The organism is Caulobacter vibrioides OR37, assembly GCF_000372645.1.
Lineage (GTDB): Bacteria > Pseudomonadota > Alphaproteobacteria > Caulobacterales > Caulobacteraceae > Caulobacter > Caulobacter vibrioides_E.
The window spans coordinates 70861-92405 of record NZ_APMP01000012.1 but is presented as its reverse complement, the minus strand read 5'-3'; the positions used below and the strand labels follow the sequence as shown (position 1 = coordinate 92405).

The following is a 21545-nucleotide window of genomic DNA, read 5'->3' as shown; positions in this document are numbered from 1 at the left end:
CTCTAGAGGGAGCGGCGCGTCGATCGACGCGCCACCCGCGCCGCTACATCGGGCCAACGCCGCCCGGATTGGTCTGGAAGTCGAAGGCGGGCGCCTGCGGACGGCGCGGACCGGCCCCCGCGCCGCCGAAGCTGTAGGTGAGGCCGACGAACACGGCCCGCAGGTCCAGGTCCATGACCCGGCGATCGCGCAGGGCCGGCGTGTCGATGATCAGGTGGTCGCCGAAGGTCTTCAGAGAGTCCTGAACGGTGACGACGCCCGAGAGCTTGTCGTTGAACTTGTGACGATAGCCGAGGTTCAACATGCCGGTCGGCTCGTGATAGCCCTGCGGCGTCAGGCGCTTGCCGATCGCGAAGCCGCTGATCTGGATGAAGTCCTTCGGCGTCGGATTGATGTTCAGCGCCGCGTAGCCGGACACCGTGAAGGCCGAGCGGGTCTCGGGTAGGCCGAGCGGCGTGGCGCCGATCTCGTTCCAGGCCGCGTTGCCGCTGATCGTGTATGAGATCTTCGGCGTCAGCTTGGCGTTGGCGACCAGTTCCAGCCCGCCGCTGCGGCCGCGCGCCAGGTTGGCCTTGGTGTTCAGCAGCACGCCGCCGCCCAGATCGCGGACGATATCGGTGACCCCGTCGCGCGACTGACGCCAGTAGAGCGTCCCCTGATAGTAGTTGAAGCCCTTGCGCAGCTGGTAGGCGACCTCGAACGAGTCGGTCACCTGCGGCTTCAGCATCGGGTCGCCCTGACTGTAGGTGTAGGGGTCCTGATAGATCCGATAGGGGTTCAGGTCCTGGGCCTGCGGGCGTTGAATGCGGCGGCTGTAGCTGGCGTTGATCTGGCTCTTGTCATCCAGCTGATACTGCGCGTGCAGCGATGGATAGGCGCGCAGATAGTCGTGGCTTTCCTTCAGCGACGACGTGACCTGGTTCGTGTCGACCAGGACCTCCTCGACCCGCAAGCCGGGCATCACCGTCCACTTGCCCATGGGCTTGTTCCAGGTGGCGTAAAGCGCGTGCACGGCCTGGTCGTAGCGAAACCGGTTGGTCAGCGACGGATCGACCGCCAGGCCCGCGGTGCTGGGCCCCCGCGCGCCGAAGTTGTCGTAGTCGTTGTTGTCGACCTGCAGCTCGTAGCCGGCTGTCAGCTTGCCGCCGCCGACCGGCCGCTTGTACTCGGCCTTCAGGCGGCTCTGGGTCAGTTGATCGCCGATACGAATGTCCTCGGCATAGGTCGAGGCGAGTGGCAGCTGGTTCAGCCCGTTGGTCTGGCTGTTCTGGTGGTCATGGGTCCGCTCGACGCTGGCGTGCAGCGTGAACTCGTGATCGTCGCCGCTGAACTTGTGGCGCAGGTCGCCCGAAACCCCGGCCACCGAACGCTTCATCTGGCGTTCGCTCTGGCGCTGATAGCGGACGTTGGGCGCGCCGGTCAGATCCAGGCCCTGGTAGTCCGAGCCCGAACGGGAGTCGTATTCCATGTCGTTGTAGCGGACCTCGGCGGAGAGACGGGTCTTCTTGTCGAGGTCATAATCGACGCCGGCGCGGGCGTTGTGCGACTGGCCCTTGCTGACGAAGCCGATGGCCTGGTGGCTGTCATAATACTTGCCCGAAGCCGGATCGAGGCGTTCGCGGTCGTCGGTGATCGTGCCCTTGGCCTTGTCGCGGCGCCAGCCGGCGTCGGCCGAGAGGGTCAGCTTCTTGGTGTTGCGGGCAATGCTGACGCTGGCGTTCTTGCGTCCCTCCGTGCCGAGGTTGCCGCGCACCGAGCCCGTCGTGCCGACGCCGCGCTGCTGCTTGGTGATCAGGTTGATGATGCCGCCCGTGCCCTCGGGGCTGAACGCGGCCGACGGGTTGGTCATTACCTCGACCCGCTCGAACTGGCTGGCGGGGATCTGTTGCAGCACCTGGCCGCGATTGTCGCCCTTGAACATGCCCGAGGGCTTGCCGTCGATCATGATGGTGACGTTCGGATCGCCGCGCAGGCTGACATTGCCCTGCACGTCGACCTGCACCGAAGGAACGTTGCGCAGCACATCGGCGATCGAGCCGGTCTGGGCTTGCAGATCCTTGCCGAGGCTGTAGCTGCGGCGATCGATCGAGGTCTTGATGTCCTGGCTGCCCGGCGCGGTGATCGTCACGCCCTGCACTTGGGTGTTCGGCTCCTTCTTCGCCGGGGCGGAAGCGGGGGCGGTCGTCGTCTGGGCGAGGGCGGCCGTGCTCGTGCTCAGGGCGGCCAGGCCCGTGGCGGCCAGAAGGGCGGCGCGGCGGGTCGGGAAGGTCATGGATGGTCTCCTTTGTTGCGAGGACCATGCGACGACGACTCGAAACGTTGCAGTGTTGGCGGTCACACCCTTTAGGTGACGTTTGTCATGTCGGCTCAAGGGCGCGAAGGCGAAGCCGCGTCCACCGTCTGCGGATCACCCGCGTTCGAGCCGTTGAAGATCAGGGTGCGCGTCACGCCCAAGCGGCGGACGTTCACCTGATTGACCTCGTCGCCGTAGATGTCGGCGAACATGGCCGCGCGAACCGAGACCGTCGCCGCGACGTCTGCGGTCGCGACCCTTCCGGCGTACTCGAGCCGGACCTCGTCCGCGCCGAGTGTCATATCCTTGAGCGTGAGCGCGACCGGCTTGTCGGCGACCGTCAGATCGAAGCGCTTGGCCATGTAGCGTTTCAGCGCCTCGACCGCCTCCGGATCATCGAGGCTGGTCTGGGCGTCGGGGGCGATGGCGGCCAGGGCCGGCTCGGCGTCGTGCGCCGGAACGCGGTGGCTGACCGTCACCGCGCCGGTCTTGGCGTCGATCTCCACGACGCTCAGGGCGCCGTGGCCGCGGTGCGCGGCCGCCGGGAGCGGGGCGAGGGCCAGCCCCGCCGCCGCGATCAGGACGGCCGCGCGCCGGATCACTTTGAGCCTTCGTCCTTCTTCGGTTCGGCGCTCGGACGCGTGGCCAGGCTGTCGGAACCGACCTCCAGGTTGGCGTCCTTCATCCGGTTGCCGCCTTCCGGAGGCTTGGCGATCTTGAAGGTCGTCCGCGTGATCGGACCGTCATAGACGTTGTTGCCGCGGTCGGCGTCGGCGGTTTCCCACAGCGGATCCAGCTCGGCGCCCTTCAGTTGCTTGGCCGAGACGTATTGCCAGGTCACTTGCTTGGCGTTGTGACGCCAGATTTCCGCCGGGATCCGGACGGTCTCGGACGTGCCGTCGGTGAAGTCCATTTTCAGGATCACCGGCATGACCAGCCCGCCGATGTTGCGGAACGTGAAGCGATAGAGGTTGTCCTTGAAGTCCTGGGCGGCCTGCTCCTCGGGCGTCAGGTCCTCGCGCGCCGCCTTGGCCTTCTTGCGGGCGCCGTCGAACACCGCGAACTCGTCGGTCTGGTCGTAGAAGTCGCGGGTCTTGGGATCCAGCTCCACGACGGTCTTGCCGGTGTTGCGGCTGGCGGTCAGCGACTCCGGCTCCTTGGCGCGCTCGGCCTTGCGGACGGCGGCTTCCGCGTCCGGATCGCCGCTGTCGACACGGCCCTGGACGATCTTGTCCAGCGCGATGTCGACATGGTCGGTCGAATAGAACCAGCCGCGCCAGAACCAGTCGAGATCGACGCCCGACGACTCCTCCATCGTCCGGAAGAAGTCATAGGGCGTGGGGTGCTTGAAGCGCCAGCGCGTCGCGTATTCCTTGAACGCTCGGTCGAACAGCTCGCGGCCCATGACGGTCTCGCGCAGGATGACCAGGGCGGTCGCGGGCTTGGAGTAGCCGTTGGGACCGAACTGGATCACCGAGTCCGATTGGGTCATCAGCGGCACCTGGTCCTGGCTGACCATGTACTCGACGATGTTCTTGGGCTCGCCGCGACGCGAGGGGAACTTCTTGTCCCACTGCTTCTCGGCCTCGAACTGCAGGAAGCTGTTCAGGCCCTCGTCCATCCAGGTCCACTGACGCTCGTCGGAATTGACGATCATCGGGAAGTAGTTGTGGCCGACCTCGTGGATCACCACGCCGATCAGGCCGTACTTGGCGCGGTCGGTATAGGTCAGCTTGCCCGTCTTCTTGTCCTTCACCGGCCGGGGACCGTTGAAGCTGATCATCGGATATTCCATCCCGCCGACCGGGCCGTTGACCGACTGGGCCACCGGGTAAGGGTAGGGGAAGGTGAAGTCGGAATAGACCTTCAAGGTGTGGGCGATCGACTTGGTCGAATAGGCGTCCCACAGCGGCCGCGCTTCCTTGGGGAAGAACGACATGGCCATCACCACGGGGTGCTCGGCCTTCGGATCCGCCTGCTTCACGCCCATGGCGTCCCAGGTGAATTTGCGCGAGCTGGCCCAACCGAAGTCGCGAACGTTGCTGGCCTGGAAGATCCAGGTCTTCTCGGTCCTGGCCTTGCCCTTCTCGGCGGTCACGGCTTCCTCGGGCGTGACGATATAGACCGGCTCGCTGGCCGTGCGGGCCTTGGTCAGGCGGTCGCGCTGGGCGGGCGAGAGCACCGCCGCCGGGTTCTGGAGCACGCCGGTGGCCGAGACCACGTGATCCGATGGTACGGTCAGGGCGACGCGATAGTCGCCGAACTCCAGCGTGAATTCGCCCGCGCCGAGGAAGGCCTTGTTGTGCCAGCCCTCATAGTCCGAATAGACCGCCAGGCGGGGGAACCACTGCGCGGCTTCGAAGATGCAGTTGCCGTCCTCGCCCTTGCCGGTGAAGCACTCATAGCCGCTGCGGCCGCCGATCACCTTGTTTTCGATGAGCGGCAGGCTCCATTCGATAACGAGCTTGGTCTCGCCGCCGCCGCCCTTGACGGCCTGGGACAGGTCGACGCGTAGCAGGGTGTCCACCACCGTGAACTTGAGGTCGCGGCCCGAGGCGTCCTTCACCGACTTGATCGTGAAGCCACCTTCCCATTCCTTGAAACGCTGGATGCGGCGGATTTCGTTGAGGCTGATGCTGTCGCCCGACACCGTCTCGGTCATCTCGGCGATCGAGTTGCGCTTGGCGTTCTGGTCCAGCAGCAGCCACAGATAGGGCAGGCTGTCGGGCGAATTGTTGCGGTAGGTGATCGTTTCGCGGCCGGTCAGGGTCTTGGTGTCTTCGTTCAGGCGAACGGCGACGTCGTAGTCGACCTTCTGCTGCCAGTAGCGATAGCCCGGGGCGCCCGAAGCGTTGCGGTAGTCCGTGGGCGTTGGCCAGTCCTCGCCTTCCAACTGGCGGAACTTGTCCTCGAAGGGCGCCTTGGTCTGGCGGATGGCGTCGGCGTGAGCGGCGGTGGAAGCCGCGAGCGCGGCGGCGACGACGCCGACGACGGCGTATCGGATGGAACGCTTGGACAAGTTGGAAAGCCCCTCGGATCAGAACCCTGACGAATACCCCAGGATGAGCTTGGCGGGAGCGAGGAGGAAAATCACCCCCTTTTCCGCCCAAACGTCACAAATTGATCTTCAAGCCGACACGAAGCGCGCGCGGTTCGACCGGGTGGAAATGGACGTCGTCGACGCCGCCGGCGGGTTCGCCCGGCAGGCGCGAGGCGTAGAAATAGGCGATGTCGTCGCCCTTGCCGTTGGTCAGGTTCAGGATCTCGACCATCAGGCTGGCGCGGCCAATGTCCTGGACGATGAGCGCGTTGAGCAGGCTGGTGGGCCGTGATCGCACCGAATCGTCCTCGATCAGCGGCGCCGCGCCCAGGCGGCGATAGGTGAGCGACAGGGTCGAGGTCGGGCGCGGTTTCCAGGTCGCGCCGGCGCTCACCACCGAGTCGACGGCGTTGGGGATGCGGTCGCCGTTGGTGAAGCGGGCGTGGGTCCCCGCCCAGGATCCCGTCAGGCTCAAGGTCGAGGTGGGACGCCAGTCGGCCAGCAGTTCGACGCCTCGGCGTTGGGTCGCGCCAGCCGCTTCGGTGAACCCCGAGTCTCCGACATAGACGAGCTCGCTGTCGACGTGCAGCGTCCAGGCGGCCGCCGTCAGCGACAAGCCGCCCCGTTTCAAGCGCAGGCCCAGCTCCGCGCCGTCGGTGGGCGAGAGCAGTGGCGCGCGCCGCGCCGGATCGCCGGTGACGGGATCGACCGTGATCACCGCGCCGCGCGCGTCGTTGGAATGGAAGCCGCGTCCGGCGTCGGCGTAGAGCTCGAACCTCCTGGAGACGCGCCAGGCCAGGGCCAGTTTCGGGCTGAGCTGGGCGTCGCTCACCGTTCCGGCGTTGCGCGGATAGCCGGCCGAGACATCCGCGCCGAAGGCGTCGGCGCGCAGGCCGAAGGTGGCGTCCAGCTTGCCAAACCGCCGAGAGGCCTCGCCCCAGACGGCGGTGGACCATTCGGTCAGGGCGTCCTGCCGCACCGTCCGCAGACGCGCGCGGGCGATGGTGCGATAGAGACCGACCTTGCCGATGTCGTCGACGCGGGCCGAGACGCCCGTCCGCGCGCTCCAGCCGTCGCCCAGGCTCCAACGCTTGGTCAGCGAGCCGCCGTAGATCCAGCGCTGGTCGGCTTGCTCGAACTGATCGCCGTGGATCGGATCCTCGAGGAAGTAGGTGAAGTTCGAATAGAGATCGAGCTTGTAGCGCTGGACATAGACCACAGCGTCCAGGCCGCGCAGGAGGTCGCGGCGTCGGGCGGACAGGATATAGCGCGAGGTTGTCCCCCCGTCGGTTGGGTCGATGGCGTCCAGCCGTCCCAACATCCCGTCCTCGACCGCCCGGCGGGGGATCTGATCGGTGGCGTTCCACTTCGCGTCATAGGCCAGGGCGGTGATCGACCAGCCCCGCACCAGGGCGCGCCCCAGGAGGTTGATCTTTCGCAGGTCCTCCGGCGTCGACCAGGCGCCGCGTGAGCGGGTGATGTCTCCGGCGACCAGGACATTGTCGGTCACGCCCTTGGATCCAACCGCGCGATAGTAGGCGTGGTCTCCGGTCCAGGCCTGGACGCCATCGCCGTGCAGGTGATCGGCGGTTTCGAAGGCCACCGCTCCGGCCGTGGCGAAGTCGCCGTTCTCCGCCGCGTAGGGGCCCTTCCGGAAGCTGATATCGTGGACGAATTCAGGCGTCAGGATGTTCAGGTCCAGATAGCCCTGGCCATGGCCGTGGCTAGGCAGGTTCAGCGGCGCGCCGTCCAGCGAAGCGGCCAGGTCCGTGCCGTGGTCCAGATTGAAGCCGCGCAGGAAGTACTGATTGGCCTTGCCCGCCCCGGAGTGCTGGGTGGCGGCCAGGCCCGGCACGGCCTCTATCAGCTCGCCGGGCCGTAGCAGCGGTCGGGCGGCGAAATCGCTGTATGAGACCTTGCCTTCGCTGGCGGAGGTCGCGCGGCCGATCTCGTTGGCGCGTCGCCCCCAGACCGAGATCGCCTCGACCTCCTGGGCGCGGAGGATCCCCGGCGCCGAAGCGGCCACTAGCAGGAAAAAGAGGGGCGCGTGGCGCTTCATGATCGGCTGTTAGGCTGGCGGAACGGCCGGGGCAAGACGCCGAGGCGCTCGCCTTCTCCTTGCGAAGGCTCGAGCCACACCAAGTTTTAACGGCGCCGCGCCATCTATGCGGCCTGCAACCCATGGAGCGGGACGTCGTGAAACCTGCAGCCCTCAGGCCCGCCAGCGAGATCGGCGCCGGCGTTCTCGACGCCAAGGGCGTGGGGCGATCGGCCTTGGTGATCGGCTTCCTGGCCTATGTCGCCGTGGCGAGCGGCGCCTGGTGGGGCGCGCTGAAGGTCGTTCCAGCCCAGCTGGTGCTGCCGATCGTTCACAAGACCCTGCCGCTCCACGACCACCTGAACAATGTCTTCCTGATTTTCCTGCTGCTGCCGACGGCGCTATGGATCGAGAGCATCGTGGTCGGCTGGAACGCCAGTTCGCTGCGCCAGCTGGTGTTGGCGCCGACGGCGTCCATGAAGACGGACCTGGCCGTCTTCATCCTGGGTCAGGGCCATGTTCTCGACGTGGTGGGCCGCTTGCTGCTGCTGGGCGCGTCGATGATTTCGGGCGGCTGGATCCATGACGCGATCCAACGCGCGACCGGCGTGAACCTGGGGCCCCCGCCGCTGCCGTTCGCGGCGCAGATCCCACTTTATTTCGCGGTCTACACCTTCTTCGACTATTGGACCCACCGAACGGATCACACGAGGCTCTTCTGGCCTCTTCATCGCTACCATCACTCGGCCGAGCAGTTCAGCGTGGTGACGTCGGCGCGGCAGCATCCGGCGCCCTTCACGGCGGTCTTTATCGTCAATCTGCCGCTGGCCGTGCTGGGCGCGCCGCCCGAGGTGATGATTTATGTCAACGTGCTGGTGGTCGGCATCGGCTTCCTGATCCATTCGCGGATAGAGTCCGACTGGGGCTTCGTCGGCCGCTGGCTGGTCCAGTCGCCCAACCATCACCGGCTGCACCACAAGCTGGACATGAGCTATCCGACCGGCCACTTCGCGATCATGCCGCTCTGGGATCGCCTGTTCGGCACCTGGTACGGCGATCATCCCGATCCCAAGCTGGCGATCGGCGTGGACACACCCTATCGCCACGGCTTCTTCGTGCCGCGCGACATGCTGCGCGACTACGCCCACTTCTGGATGGGCTGGTTCGGCCGGCGCAATGACGGGCCGGAGTCCGACCTGTTCCGCAAGCGCTAAGGCTAGGCTCGTTCGGATCAGGCCGCCTTCAGCAGCCCGTCGAAATATTCGATCGTCTTCATCAGCCCCACCTTCAGCGGCGCGGTGGGGGTCCAGTCGAGCAGCTGTTTCGCCAGGGTGATGTCCGGCTGGCGCTGGCGGGGGTCGTCGGAGGGCAGGGGACGGTGGACGACCGCCGATCTGCTGCCCGTCAGCTCCAGGACCAGGTCGGCCAGCTGCTTCATGGTGAACTCGACCGGGTTGCCGAGATTGATCGGTCCCGTCACCTCGTCGCCGGTGTTCATCAGCCGGATCAGGCCGTCGACCAGATCGTCGACATAGCAGAACGAGCGGGTCTGGTTGCCGTCGCCATAAAGGGTGATGTCCTCGCCCTTCAAGGCCTGGACGATGAAGTTCGACACCACACGTCCGTCGTTCGGGTGCATCCGCGGCCCGTAGGTGTTGAAGATCCGCGCCACCTTGATGCGTAGCTTGTGCTGGCGCCAGTAGTCGAAGAACAGGGTCTCGGCGCAGCGCTTGCCCTCGTCGTAGCACGAGCGCAGGCCGATCGGATTGACGTTGCCCCAGTAGCTTTCGACCTGCGGGTGGACGGTGGGGTCGCCATAGACCTCCGAGGTCGAGGCCTGGAGGATCTTGGCCTTCACCCGCTTGGCCAGGCCCAGCATGTTGATGGCGCCGTGAACGCTGGTCTTGGTCGTCTGCACCGGGTCGAACTGGTAGTGCACCGGGCTGGCTGGGCAGGCCAGATTGTAGATCTGATCGACCTCGACATAGAGCGGCATGGTCACGTCGTGGCGCAGCAGCTCGAAGCGCGGGTTGGAGAGGTTCTGCGCCACGTTGAGGCGCGAGCCGGTGTAATAGTTGTCGACGCACAGCACCTCCGCGCCGCTGTCCAGCAACCGGTCGCAAAGGTGCGAGCCGACGAAGCCCGCCCCGCCCGTGACCAGAATTCTCCGCGTGTGCATGGACCGCCCCTCCGAGGACTCAGCGTCGAATCCCATTCGTATCAGGTCCGGCGGCGGCTCCAAGGTCGGGCTTCGAAAGCGGACGGAGCGCGGGCGCGGCGCGTCGTCGCGGACGCTCGGCGAGCCCGCGAACCGGTGAGGTGACGTTTGTCATGCCGGCCTCCTGACGGGCGACACTGACGGGGCGCGCTTGGCGGCGGCATGTTGGCTTCACACTGAGGGAGCCAAACACATGTCACCCGGAACCTACGCGCCGCCGATCGCGGTGCTGCAAAAGACGATCAAGCGGCGCGGAAAGACCCTGGCCCTGGACGGCCTGGATCTCGCCATCCGTCCCGGTCAGTGCGTCGCCCTGCTGGGCCCCAATGGCGCGGGCAAGAGCACCAGCGTCGCCCTGCTGACCGGCCGTCTGCGCCCCGATGCTGGCGAGGCCCGGCTCTTCGGCGTCGATCCGCACGACCTCGAAGCCCGTGGTCGTCTTGGGGTCATGCTGCAGGAAGCCGGCCTGCCGCGCACCCTGACCGTCCGCGAGCAGGTCGCGCTGTTTCGCGGCTACTATGAAAAGCCCCGTCCGCTGGACGAGATCATCCGCCTCGCAGGCCTGGAAGGTCTGGAGCGTCGCCGGTGCGGAGCCCTCTCCGGCGGCCAGCAGCGCCGGGTGCAGTTCGCTCTGGCCATCGCCGGCCGCCCGGATCTTCTGGTTCTGGACGAGCCGACCACCGGCATGGACATCGACGCTCGCCGCGCGCTGTGGACCGCCGTGCGGGGCGAGATCGCCCGGGGCGCGGCCGTGCTGCTGACCACCCACCATCTGGACGAGGCCGAGGCCCTGGCCGACCGCATCGTCGTGATCGACAAGGGGCGGGTCATCGCCGATGGATCGCCCGAGGCCATCAAGGCCCGCGTTTCCGGCGTCGCCATCCGCTGTCGCACCCGCCTGTCGGACGGCGACCTGTCGGCTCTGGCGCATGTCACGGGCGTCAGTCGCGACGGCGGCCGCGTCACTCTGCTGACCTCCTCGGCGCCGGCCACCCTGCGCGAGCTGCTGGCGCGCGACGAGACGATCGACGACCTGACCGTCTCCGGCGCTTCGCTGGAGGACGCCGTCACGCGTCTGGTCCAGACCGGCGCCGCATTTCCCCAAACCCAACGCCAGATCGAGGCCGCCTGAGATGTCGCTCTTTCACACCCTGGCCGTCTATGGCCGAGAAGCCCGCACCCAGATCCTCTCGACCTGGCGGACGCCGCAATTCCTGATCCCCAGCCTGGCCTTGCCGCTGCTGTTCTACGGCGTCATCGGCTTGGGTCTGAGCCACGGCCATGAGGAGGCGGCGCACGCCATGCTGGCCAACTATGTGATCTTCGCCTCGATCGCGCCGGCCATGTTCGGCTTCGGCGCGGCGGTGGCGGCCGAGCGCGAGGCCAAGCTGATCGAACTCAAGCAGATCGCGCCGCTGCCGGCCGGCGCCTATCTGCTGGGACGGCTGGCGGCGGCCCTGGCCCTCGTGGGCCTCGCCGTCGGCCTGCTGGGCGTGATGGCCTATTTCGGCGGCGTGGTCATGACGCCCTGGCGCTGGGCGGCGACCTTGAGCCTGGGGCTGGTTTCGGCCGTGCTGTTCGCCCTGATCGGCCTGAATCTCGGCCTGCGTCTGGGCTCGCAGGGCGCGACGGCCTTCGCCAACCTGCTGTTCCTGGCCTTCTGCCTGTTCGGCGGCCTGTGGATCCCCCTGGACGTCATGCCGTCCTGGATCGGCCATATCGCCGAGGTTACGCCGTCATATCACCTGGGCCAACTGTCGCTGATGCTGTCAGGGCTGAAGCCGATGGCGGACGTGCAAGGCCACCTCTCGGTCCTGGTCGCCATCGCCGTGGCCGCCGTGATCGGTTCGCGGATCGCCTGGCGCCGGCAAGCGGCTTGACCATGCCCGGGACCGCGCGCGACATCGCCGGCATGAACCAAGAGACGGCGAGCCTCCGGAAAAGCCAAGCCAGCGTGTCGGAGCCCGACACGCTGGCGACGCCGGGTCATAGTTTCCGGCGTCGCTGGAGCCTTTTGTTCCTGTCCTACCTGCCATTCTACTTCGTCGGCTGGCTCTTCCGAAAACCTGGAACGTTCGAAGTTGTCGCGTCCTGCCTGGCGGCGGCGGGATTCTTGGCGCTCTTCTGGAAGATCTGGCGTCAGAACGGCCGGCCCCATCTGTGGCAGGTGCTGGCGATCTTCGGGATCGGGGTGTCGCTCTCGCCATTTTACACCGGCTGGAGCGTCTACACGATCTATTCGATGTCCTTCGCCGCGCGGCTCATGCCCCGGCGGCGGGCGGTCCAGACGATGGTGGCGCTGGAGGTGTTGCTGCTGCTCGTCGGTCTCTGGCTCGATCGAAATGCCTGGCCTAATTGGTTCGCGGGTTTGATCTTCGGCGCCATCACGGGCTTCGGCGCTCTGATGCAGGCGGATGTCGAGCGCAAGAACCAGGAACTGTCCGTCGCGCACGAGGAGGTTCGGGCCCTGGCCACCATGGCCGAGCGCGAGCGGATCTCTCGCGACCTGCACGATCTTCTGGGGCACACCCTGACCCTGGTGGCCGTCAAGGCCGAGCTGGCCGCCCGACTGGTCAGTCGCGACGCCGAGGCGGCCGAGCGCGAGATGCAGGCCGTGGCCGCCGCCGCGCGCGAGGCCTTGTCCGAAGTCCGTGTCGCCGTCGTCGGCATGAAGGGCGCCTCTCTCGCGTTCGAGCTGGACAAGGCGCGGCAGGCGCTGACCGCGGCGGGCATCATCGCCGAGATCTCGACCGTGACCATCGACGGCTATCCGGGCCAGGAGGCGGTGCTGGCCATGGCCCTCCGCGAAGGGGTGACCAACGTCATCCGTCATTCCGGCGCCACGCGCTGCGAGATCAGCCTGCGGCCCAGCGGCTCGAACCTGGTCCTTAGCATCATCGACAATGGCAAGGGCGGACGTCTGGTCGAGGGCTCCGGCCTGAAGGGAATGCGCGCGCGGCTGGCCGCGATCGGCGGGGCGCTGGAGATCAAATCCGACAGGAAGGGCGCCCAACTGGTCGCCGCCGCGCCCTTGGAGGCTGTGCAGTGATCCGCGTCGTCATCGCCGAAGACCAGAAGATGGTGTTGGGCGCGCTGAGCGCCCTTCTCGAACTGGAGGGGGATATCAAGGTCGTCGGCCGGGCGGCGGACGGCGGCGAGGCGCTGGAACTGGTGCGCGCCGAGAAGCCCGACGTGCTGATCTCCGACATCGAGATGCCCTATCTGACGGGCATCGATGTCGCCACGCGCCTGAAGGCGGACGGGGCGGCGACGCGCGTGCTGATCGTCACCACCTTTGGTCGGCCGGGCTACCTGCGTCGCGCCATGGAGGCGGGGGTCAAGGGCTACCTGTTGAAGGACGGTCCCTCCAGCGTGTTGGCCGCCGCCGTGCGCACCGTCGCCGCTGGCGGCCGCGCCATCGCGCCAGAGCTGTCCGAGGCCATCTGGGACGCTCAGCCAGATCCGCTGACCGACCGCGAGCGCGAAATCCTGCGGCTGGCCGAGGAGGGGCGTTCGAACAAGGACATCGCCGACATCCTGGACCTCTCGCCCGGAACGGTGCGCAACTACCTCTCCGAGGCGGCTCAGAAGCTGGGCGCGGCCAATCGGGTCGAGGCCGGGCGGATCGCGCGCTCCAACGGCTGGCTCTAACGCGCTCAAGCGGCGGGTTTGGTCGTCCGCCAGAGCACCAGGCCGACGCCGCCCAGCGTCAACTCGCGCAGTCGGCGCAGCAGGGAGAGGGCCATGGCCTGGTCCGGCGCGAGGCCCAAGGCGCCGCCCAGCAGCAGATAGCCGCCCTCCTGAACGCCCAGGGCGCCGGGAATGGCGAAGCCGACGACCTTGGCCGCCTGGGCCAGGCCTTCCACGATCAAGGCTTGGGTCAGCGAGGGGGCCAGACCCAGCGCCCACATCGAGACATAGGTCTCCAGAGCTCCCGCGCCCCAGGCGGCCAGATGCCAGGCCCAGGAAGCGACGATCTGTCGGCGCTGCTGGCCGATGGCCCGGAAGGCCTCGCCCAGTTCCCCGATCCGTTCGGCCATGGCGGTCCAACGCCGGGAAAACTGACCCAGGCGTCGATGGAGACCGGCCCTATGGGCGGCGAAGAGGGGCAGGACCAGCGTGGCGACGATGGCGATCACGGCCAGCCCCGCCTGGGCTAGGCGCGAGTCGTGCAACACGAGCATGGCCACGACCAGGCTGGTCAGGATGAACAACGCCAGGCCCACCGTGCTGGCCAGCACATCCACCACGGCCGCCGCCGCGGACTCCGCCCCCGTCAGGCCATTTCGCGCCGCCAGCCTCGCGCGAACGACGTCACCGCCGACCTGGGCGACGGGAAGCAGGGCGTTGACCGCCTCCTTGATCAGGCGAAGGCGGAACAGGAAGCTCAGGGAGGGGCGGCGTCCTGGCGGCAGCAGCACCGCCCATCCGACCGTGGCCAGCAGGGTGACGGGCAGGTGCGCGGCGACCACCAGGACAGCCCGCCAGCCGACCTGAAGAACGATCTCGCGCACCGCGCCCACGCCGTGGGTCGCCAGCAGGACCGCCAGCAGGGCGACCCCGATGGTCAGCAGCCAGCCGCGCCAGGGCGTCGGCTTGGCGACGTCTTGCCCCGCCTGCTCGATCGTCATGCGGCCGTGCGCGCGCGTCGATCGGAAACCGCGCCGAGCTCGCGATAGACATCCAGCACCGCGCCGCTGATCTCGCGCCAGTCGTAGCGCGCGCTGGAATTGCGGGCCGCTCGGCCCAGCCGCAGGCGACGCATCGGCTCGTCGATCAGGCCTTGCAGGGCGGCCGCGTAGGCGCTGGCGTTGGGCTGATCGACCAGCACGCCGTCCTGGCCGTCGGTGATCAGGGCGCTGGTCGAGGGCGCGCGCGGACAAAGCACGGCCAGGCCGGCGGCCATGCCCTCCAGGCTCGCGTTGCCGAAGGCCTCGGTCAGGCTGGGATTGAACAGGACGTCGGCGCTGGAGACCGCGCGGCCCAAGGCCTCGCCGTCCAGATGGCCGGTATAGACCGCGTCCGGCAGCCGCGATCGCAGAAACTCGCGGGCCGGGCCGTCGCCAATGATCAGGGGGCGGATGGGCTGGTCGCGCATCAGGTTCAGGGTTTCGGCCAGAACGTCCAGGCCCTTTTCCATGACGAGGCGGCCGAGGAAGGCGACCGCGACCTGACTGTCGCCGATGCCCATCGCCCGACGCCAGGCGGTGTCTCGTCCCGCCGGCGAGAACCGCTGGCGATCGACGCCGCGTCCCCAGACGCGGACCCGGTGGCCCATGCCGCGCTCGCCCAGCAGCTCGGCCAGCGGCGCGTTGGGCGCCAGCACGCGGTCACAGGCGCGATAGAAGCCGTCCAGATAGCGTTCGGCGCTGGGGCGCAGCCAGTCCAGGCCGTAATAGGAAAGATAGGTCTCGAAACGCGTATGCAGGCTGGCCACCACGGGCAGGCCGCGCCGCCGGCCCCAGCGACCGGCCTGGACGCCCAGCAGATCGGGGGCCGAAAGGTGGATCAGGGTTGGCTTGAAGCGCTTGAGGTCGTCGCGCAGCGCCGGGGTCAGGCCCAGCGCCAGACGGTACTCCCCGCGGCCGGGCACGCCGATCGAGGGCGCCGAGACGAGGTCTCCGATCGGCTCGAACGCCGGCGTCCGGGTGGTCGGAGAATAGACGCGCACCTGGGCTCCGGCCTCGATCATGAAGCCGGCTAAACGGTTCAAGGCCTGATTGCAGCCGTCACGCGTGTAGTTGTAATTGCCGGAAAACAGCGCCAGGCGCAGGCCCTCGGCGGGGCGTTGTTCCGTGGGGTGACGAATCGATCTCTCGGCGAGTTGCACGACGCCTCCGTAAGAACTGGTCTCGAGGCCCCCGCCCAAACCCTGAAAGTGACAATGGCCATATGGTGGAATGGTTCAGTTTCCGGAAGAGGTCGACCTTAACCCGAGCTAACGGTCCACAGATTATAGCATCCCGCGCGCGACCGGCGCGAGGCGGGACGGTTCGTCAGGCCTCTTCGACCAACTGGCGGACGAGGTCGAGATCGGCGGGCTTGTCGACGTCGATGGCGGTCCGACCGTCGCGAGCGCGAACCGCCGCCGCCTGGACGCCGGCCAGCTTGCCCAGGCGCGCCACGGCCTGGTCCAGCGTCAGCACGCCCAGCAGGTAGCGCGCCAGAAAGCCAGGCCCCAGCATGGCGGCGATCTTCCAGGGCTGCTTGCGCAGCGCCTCGACCTTTCGCCACAGCTGGACCACGCCCATGGCGCTCTCGTCGCGCAGCAGGAAGAGGTTGCAGCCCGAATAGCGGCCGTCGCGGAACTTCAGATAGGTCCGCTGGGTCCCGGGCGCGGCGGCGCGGACGCGATCCTCGGGCGCCAGCAGCACGGCGGCGTTGGCGAAGTCGGGGGTGTCCGCCAGGAACTGGCGAATCCAATCCGATCGAAGCAGGGCGTGGTCGACGGTCGTCACCAGCAGCGGAAAACCCAGCTGGCCGGCGGCGTCCTGGACGCTCTGGCTCGGCCCGGCGGCGGTCGGCAGGAGCCTGACGTCCGTCCCGGCCAGGGCCGCCCGGATGGCTTCGTCATTCGCCGACACGCCGATGCTGGCCGCGCCCGCGCCGCGCGCGGCGTCCAGGACACGCGCCAGGAGCGTGCGGCCCTCCAGCACGATCAGGCCCTTGTGGGCGACGCCGGCGTAGGCGGCGACGGGATCAACCTCGCCGCCGCGCGACCCCGCCAGGATCAGGACGTTGAACGGACGCTCAACGCCTTGACTCACAACGCCTTCTCGTAGACGCGGTAGGTCTTGTACTTCACCCCACCCACGGCCTCGGCGATGCGGGTCATCGGGGTGTTGTCCTCCAGCACCCACGAAATCTCGAACCTGTTGTAACCCAGGTCCACCGCCGCGTCGCGACCGGCCTTCATCATCCAGAACGGCAACATGCGGCCCCGCTGGCTGGTGGCGAACTTGCGCTTGACGCCCATCAGCGGAATGCGCGCCGACTTCACGCGCTTGACCTTGAGCCGCCACAGAAGCTTGGCCCAGCCGAACGGCAGCAGCTTGCCGTCGAGATCGGCGATGGCCTCGTTGACGTTGGGCAGGAAGACCAGGAAGCCGGCCGGTTCGCCATCGATCTCGGCGAACCAGGTCAGCCGCTTGTCGATGACCTGCTTCAGCGCCTTGGCCAGCTGGCGGGTCTCGGCCTCGGTGGTCGGGGTGAAGCCCCAGTTATCCTTCCAGGCGTCGTTGAGGATGTCGGTCAGGGTTTCGACTTCCTCGTCATAGCGGCTCATGTCCAGCTGGCGCAGCACCACGCCTTTCGGCAGGCCGCGCTCGACCCGACGCTGGGCGATGGGCGGGATGTCGCCGTTCTCGTCGGCGATATAGGCGAAGACATCCTTGGCCTTGACGTAGCCCTGCTCCTCGACGCGGCCGCCGACATAGGGTTGGTCGTGACCCATCATCACCATGGGCGGGGTGTCGAAGCCCTCGACCAGCAGGCCGACCTCTTCGTTGATCGAAAGGTTGAAAGGGCCCAGGGCGTGGGTGCGGCCTCGCGCGCGCAGCCAATCCTCGGCGGCGCGGAACAGCGCCTGGAACACGGCCGGGTCGTCCTCGGCCGCGATCATGCCGAAGTGGCCGTCCAGGCGGCCCGGCATGGGCTGCGGGGTCAGCTGGTCGATCTGCGCGCTGATCCGCCCAACGTCCCGTCCGCCCCGCGTGGCCAGGAACATCTGGACCTCGGCGTGGTCGAAGAACGGGTTGGTCTTGGGCGACAGGGCCTCCGTCCGCTCCATGATCAGCGGGGTGATCCAGTTGCGGTCCTTGGCGCTCAGCCGCGCGGGCAGCGCGATGAAGCGCTTCAGTTCATCGGGGGTGCCGACCGGGACGATGGTCAGGTCGGCGTTCGCGGAGTCGAAAGGCATCACCCCTCCAGGGCCAAGAAGGTGCGGACGGCGAGGGCGCCGAAGATCGCGGGAGCGGCCCAGACGGCCAGGAACGGGGACAGGGCGCCGGACTCGCCAAGCGCGGTCAACATGCCGTTGGCCACCAGGAACAGCAGGCCCGCCGCCAAACCGCCCGTCAGCAGGATCGCGCCTTGACCGCTTCGGAAATTGGCCAGGGCCACGGGCGCGGACAGCAGCAGCATGACCAGGGCCACGAAGGGGTTGGCGAAGGCCGCCTGCAGGTGGGTGGCGTAGAAGCTTTCCGGCCGATCCGAGCCGCCGTTCTCAAGCGCCCGGCGGGCGGAGGCGGCGGTGGGCAGGGCGTCGCCGCCGAACAGGCCCTGAACATCCTGAGGGTTCAGCCGGTTGGGCCACCGCGCCGAGTCGGCCGTGGAGGTCTGGGCGATCTCGCCGGTGAAGCGGGTCGTCTTGGGCTGCCGCAACATCCAGCCGCCCCCGGGCTGGTATTGGGCGCTCGGGGCCTCCAGCTTCTCGGTCAGCAGACCCTTGGCGTCGCGACGATAGATGGTGATCTGGCTGAGCTCGCGGCCGTCGGCCGAGGCCTGCGCCGCCGTGACGAGGTCGCCGCCGGCGCGGAAGGTGCGCGGAGCGGGCGTTTTGCGTTCGGCGACCGGGGTGGTGTTCTTCCACCAGTCCGCCAGGGCCGGATCGGCGCGCGGGGCCAGGACCTGGGCGCACAGCACGTCCAGCAACATGACCGCCACGGCGGCGGGCACGGCCATGCCGACGATGCGATAGCCCGAGATGCCGCTGGCGCGCATGGCGACGATGGCGCTTTCGCGGGCCAGGCCGGAGAAGGCGAACAGGCCGCCGGCCAGCACGCTGATCGGCGCCACCTGTTCGAACAGGCGCGGCAGCCGCAGAGCGGCGTAGTAGGCCACGCCCGCGACGCCGAGCCCGCGATCGAGGATGTCGGACGTGACGTCCAGAAGATCCAGGATCTGCAGGATGGACATCAGGATCAGCGCCGCGGCGAAAATCTGGATGGCGACGGTCCGCAGGATATAGAGCTGCAGCTTCATGCGGCCTTCCGCTTCTTGGGCTGGGGCAGGGCGCGGACCATGCGCGCGACCAGATTGTTGATGCGCCGGACCAGACGCGAGACCGGGGTGTCGCCGGGACGCGTGCGGCTGCCGACAAAGAGCCAGACCCCCAGGCCCGCGAAGATCGCGAACGGGATCCAGATGGCGGGGAAGGGCGCCAGCTTGCCCGATTTGGCCAGGCCCTGGCCCAAGAGCAGGGCGTGCTGGAAGGCTAGAAGCAGCAGGCCCGCCATGATCAGGCTCGGCGCGCGATTGCCGCGCTTGGCCGCCAGGCCCAGCGGGAACGCCAGCAGGGGCAGGAAGGGCAGGAACGCCGCCCGGGCCAGGCGCCCGTAATATTCTCCCATCAGCGTGCCCTTGGAGACGACGGGATGGGCCGACCTGGCCTGCTGGGAAAGCTCGCCCATGGTCAGTTCGCGTTCGTCGCCGCCCCGATCGCGCAGCAGGGCCGCGGCGGCCGCCAACGGAGTCTGGGTCGTCAGGCTGGTGAAGGCCAGGTTCCTGTAGGCGCCGTTGACGTCGATGCCGATGCGGCGGCCGTTTCTCAGGTCCATGGTCACGGTCTTGCCCGCAGGATCCATCTTCAGGTCGGCGGTGGCGGCCGTGATGATCTCCTCGTGGCCGCGAGGGTCCAGACGGCGGATGAACACGTGGGTCAGCCGTTGACCGCTCATGTCGGCGCTGTCGGCGGTCATCAGCGAGCCCTTGTCGTCGATGAAGGCGCCGCCGGCCAAGCGCCCGTTCCAGCCGGCGTTGACGGCCGCGTGCATCACGGCCCGGAACGTGTAGCGACTGTAGGGCTGCAGGTAGCCGAACACGACGAAGCTGAAGATGCTGAGCGCGACGCCGACCGCCAGAAAGGGCGCGGCGATCCGCTCCAGCGACTGGCCGCTGGCCAGCAGGGCGTCGATCTCCGAGCCGTCGGACAGGCGCGCGATGACGATGAACAGCGCCACAAAGAAGGCCACGGGCAAGGCCAGGCCCAGATAGTGCGGCGTCAGATTGGCGGCCAGTTGGGTCACATAGCCGAAGCGGGCGCTGCTTTGGGACAGCTCGTCTAGGAGCCGCAAGATCCGTTCAAGCAGGAGGGCGACCACGGTGACGCCCAGGCAGCCCAATAGCGGCCATATCAAGAGGCGCAGCAGATAGCGGTCCAGAAGACGGAGACCGAACGACATCTCGGCCGCGCCAGACCTCGCGGCGCTCATGCCGGGCTCCCGATCGGGGAGGCGAAACGGCCATGGTCGCCCCTCCGGCGCGAAAGCGCGTGGCAAAGAGCGTCGTCATCGACCATCATGGACGTCAAGGCGGCGAGACTCATGTTCTGGAGGGCCTGAGCGGCTTCCTGGCACATCGAGACCAAACGCCCAAACATCGGTTGCGCTAGACGAGCGAAAATCGGCTTGCCATGGGTGTCCGCGATCTCGAAACGGGGACGGCCGGACGCCGGTGCGGTGGGATTGGTCATGAGTAAGCCGGAACCGAGGGCCTATGTCGCCCGCGCGTAACAATAGGGACCTGGCGTTTTACATGGAAGCACGATCCGTTCTCGTGGGCGCGATGATCCTGGCGTGGGCGGCGGTTGGGCCGGCGAGGTCGGAGGGCGTCGCTCCGGCGCCGATTACCGTGGCGGACAAGGATTGCGTGGGACGCAAGACCGGAACGCGTCTCGTCGTCCAGGTCGGGGCGCTCCGCTCCGACGCTGGCCAGGTCGTGGTCACGATCTTTCCGTCGAATCCCGACCGGTTCCTGGCCCCTCGCGGCAAGGTGGCGCGGCTGCGCGTGCGAACCGCGGCCCCGATGACCCAAGCCTGCTTCAACCTGCCGGGTCCCGATGTCTACGCGGTGTTCGCCTATCACGACGCCAACAATAACAAGGACTTCGATCGAGGGGCTCAGGGCGTTCCGGTTGAAGGCTATGGGTTCTCGAACGACGCGGTGACCAAGTTCGCGGTCCCCTCGTTCGACGCGGCCCGTTTCACCGTGAAGCCTGGCGACAACGTCATCAGGATCAAGATGCGCTATCCGCGCTGATCCACGTCCGAAAGGCGATAGCGGCCCAGTTCCGCGACGCCGGCGGCGCCCGGCCGAAGTCCGCGGACCACGATCCTGGCCTGGAACCCGCCGCCCGGGCGGCGCTCGATCTCGATCGCGTGCCAGCGCGCCGGCGAATGGCCGCTCGCGGGGGCCGAGGCCGAGGGCGCGCCCAGCACCGGGATCGCCGTTCCCCCGGGCCCAGGGACCGAGCCGACCAGCGCTTCGTGCGCGTGGCCGTGCAGGACGAGGTGGACGCCGCGCCGGCTCAGCACCGCGCGCAGGGCTTCCTGGTCGTCCAACGCCTTGCGCCGCGAAACGGCGCCTCGGGTCGGCGGATGGTGCAGGACGACGATCCGGAACCGGTCGGCGTGGGCCGGATCCGCCAAGGCCGCGTCGAGGCGCGCGAGCTGATCCTCGCCCAGGCGGCCCGTGGCCAGGTGCGGCGCGGTCGGCCTGGCCGAACACAGGTTGAAGAGCGCGACCGGCCCCCTTACCCGAACCTGTGGGAAGGCGGCTTCGCCCGTATCGCCTAACCAGGGCGTCCAGGCCGCGAAGCGCTCGGGGCCGCCTGGGCCAGCGAGAGCGTCGTGATTGCCGGGGCTGACCGTGAAATCGGCCGGCGAGCCCAGCGCGCTTAGCCACTCGCGCGCGGCCTCGATCTCCGTGTACGAAGCAAAGTTGGTGAGATCGCCACTGATCACCACATGGTCGGGAGCGGCGGCCTTGAGGTCGGCGACCAGGGCTTCCAGGATTTCGGGCCGGTGAACCTTGCGCTTACGGCGCCAGGCGATGCGGCTGATCAGGCGCTTTGTGAAAATGTCTCTCCAGCCGAAAGCGCCAGGCGGCGGCGGGAGGTGAGGGTCGGACAGGTGAGCGATGCGGTATGTGGACAAGACTATGCGGGTCGTTCTGGTCG

18 protein-coding genes are annotated in these 21545 nt (G+C 67.9%); 6 read left to right on the top strand and 12 right to left on the bottom strand.

Annotation, left to right across the window (positions count from 1 at the left end; all coding sequences use genetic code 11):
- Window positions 1-43 precede the first annotated feature (43 nt).
- From OR37_RS11390 to OR37_RS11375, 4 genes are all read right to left on the bottom strand, one after another.
- Window positions 44-2272 (bottom strand): TonB-dependent receptor domain-containing protein, encoded by a 2229-nt coding sequence (locus OR37_RS11390; RefSeq protein WP_004619796.1) that lies wholly within the window; start codon window positions 2270-2272, stop codon window positions 44-46.
- Between the two features lie 95 nt (window positions 2273-2367).
- Window positions 2368-2895 (bottom strand): DUF6702 family protein, encoded by a 528-nt coding sequence (locus OR37_RS11385; protein WP_004619794.1) that lies wholly within the window; start codon window positions 2893-2895, stop codon window positions 2368-2370.
- The gene (locus OR37_RS11380; RefSeq protein ID WP_004619793.1) at window positions 2892-5312 is read right to left on the bottom strand and encodes a M1 family metallopeptidase; all 2421 of its coding nucleotides are present in this window, start codon (window positions 5310-5312) and stop codon (window positions 2892-2894) included. The genes OR37_RS11385 and OR37_RS11380 overlap by 4 nt, the downstream gene beginning before the upstream one ends.
- A gap of 94 nt (window positions 5313-5406) precedes the next feature.
- Window positions 5407-7392 (bottom strand): TonB-dependent receptor, encoded by a 1986-nt coding sequence (locus tag OR37_RS11375; protein ID WP_004619790.1) that lies wholly within the window; start codon window positions 7390-7392, stop codon window positions 5407-5409.
- Window positions 7393-7529: 137 nt separating this feature from the next.
- Here OR37_RS11375 and OR37_RS11370 point away from each other — a divergent pair, with 137 nt between their 5' ends.
- Window positions 7530-8585, top strand: coding sequence for a sterol desaturase family protein (locus tag OR37_RS11370; protein ID WP_004619788.1), 1056 nt, complete (start codon window positions 7530-7532; stop codon window positions 8583-8585).
- Between the two features lie 17 nt (window positions 8586-8602).
- On the opposite strand, the gene OR37_RS11365 is transcribed toward OR37_RS11370, so the two are convergent.
- A complete protein-coding gene (locus OR37_RS11365) occupies window positions 8603-9550 on the bottom strand; it encodes a UDP-glucuronic acid decarboxylase family protein (RefSeq protein ID WP_004619787.1) in 948 nt (315 codons plus the stop codon).
- Window positions 9551-9782: 232 nt separating this feature from the next.
- Between OR37_RS11365 and OR37_RS11360 the strand changes: the two genes are divergently transcribed.
- Genes OR37_RS11360 through OR37_RS11345 form a run of 4 tightly spaced genes read left to right on the top strand, consistent with a single transcriptional unit; the run spans window position 9783 to window position 13240 of the window.
- A complete protein-coding gene (locus OR37_RS11360) occupies window positions 9783-10721 on the top strand; it encodes an ABC transporter ATP-binding protein (RefSeq protein ID WP_004619784.1) in 939 nt (312 codons plus the stop codon).
- Between the two features lies 1 nt (window position 10722).
- Window positions 10723-11469: an ABC transporter permease gene (locus tag OR37_RS11355; RefSeq protein ID WP_004619782.1), complete on the top strand. Its 747-nt coding sequence runs from the start codon at window positions 10723-10725 to the stop codon at window positions 11467-11469.
- A 2-nt stretch (window positions 11470-11471) separates the two neighbouring features.
- Entirely contained in the window at window positions 11472-12638 is a 1167-nt protein-coding gene (locus OR37_RS11350; protein ID WP_004619780.1) for a sensor histidine kinase, read from the top strand.
- Complete coding sequence (locus tag OR37_RS11345; protein ID WP_004619779.1) at window positions 12635-13240, top strand: response regulator transcription factor; 606 nt, start codon at window positions 12635-12637, stop codon at window positions 13238-13240. The genes OR37_RS11350 and OR37_RS11345 overlap by 4 nt, the downstream gene beginning before the upstream one ends.
- 5 nt (window positions 13241-13245) lie before the next feature.
- On the opposite strand, the gene OR37_RS11340 is transcribed toward OR37_RS11345, so the two are convergent.
- The 6 genes from OR37_RS11340 to OR37_RS11315 all read right to left on the bottom strand — a co-directional run bounded on the left by OR37_RS11340 (window position 13246) and on the right by OR37_RS11315 (window position 19770).
- Complete coding sequence (locus tag OR37_RS11340; RefSeq protein WP_004619776.1) at window positions 13246-14220, bottom strand: flippase-like domain-containing protein; 975 nt, start codon at window positions 14218-14220, stop codon at window positions 13246-13248.
- The gene (locus OR37_RS11335; RefSeq protein ID WP_004619774.1) at window positions 14217-15419 is read right to left on the bottom strand and encodes a glycosyltransferase family 4 protein; all 1203 of its coding nucleotides are present in this window, start codon (window positions 15417-15419) and stop codon (window positions 14217-14219) included. Before OR37_RS11335 ends, OR37_RS11340 begins: the two co-directional genes overlap by 4 nt.
- 166 nt (window positions 15420-15585) lie before the next feature.
- Window positions 15586-16449: a nucleotidyltransferase family protein gene (locus OR37_RS11330; protein WP_081612923.1), complete on the bottom strand. Its 864-nt coding sequence runs from the start codon at window positions 16447-16449 to the stop codon at window positions 15586-15588.
- Window positions 16353-17507, bottom strand: coding sequence for a ceramide synthase (gene bcerS / locus OR37_RS11325; RefSeq protein WP_004619771.1), 1155 nt, complete (start codon window positions 17505-17507; stop codon window positions 16353-16355). The genes OR37_RS11330 and bcerS overlap by 97 nt, the downstream gene beginning before the upstream one ends.
- On the bottom strand, window positions 17507-18571 hold the full coding sequence (locus OR37_RS11320) for an LptF/LptG family permease (protein WP_004619769.1): 1065 nt from the start codon (window positions 18569-18571) through the stop codon (window positions 17507-17509). The genes bcerS and OR37_RS11320 overlap by 1 nt, the downstream gene beginning before the upstream one ends.
- A complete protein-coding gene (locus OR37_RS11315; protein WP_035017281.1) occupies window positions 18568-19770 on the bottom strand; it encodes an LptF/LptG family permease in 1203 nt (400 codons plus the stop codon). Before OR37_RS11315 ends, OR37_RS11320 begins: the two co-directional genes overlap by 4 nt.
- A 352-nt stretch (window positions 19771-20122) precedes the next feature.
- Here OR37_RS11315 and OR37_RS11305 point away from each other — a divergent pair, with 352 nt between their 5' ends.
- Entirely contained in the window at window positions 20123-20626 is a 504-nt protein-coding gene (locus OR37_RS11305) for a DUF2141 domain-containing protein (protein ID WP_035017279.1), read from the top strand.
- Here OR37_RS11305 and OR37_RS11300 read toward each other — a convergent pair.
- Entirely contained in the window at window positions 20614-21522 is a 909-nt protein-coding gene (locus tag OR37_RS11300; protein WP_004619763.1) for a metallophosphoesterase family protein, read from the bottom strand. The genes OR37_RS11305 and OR37_RS11300 overlap by 13 nt on opposite strands.
- Window positions 21523-21545: the final 23 nt, after the last annotated feature.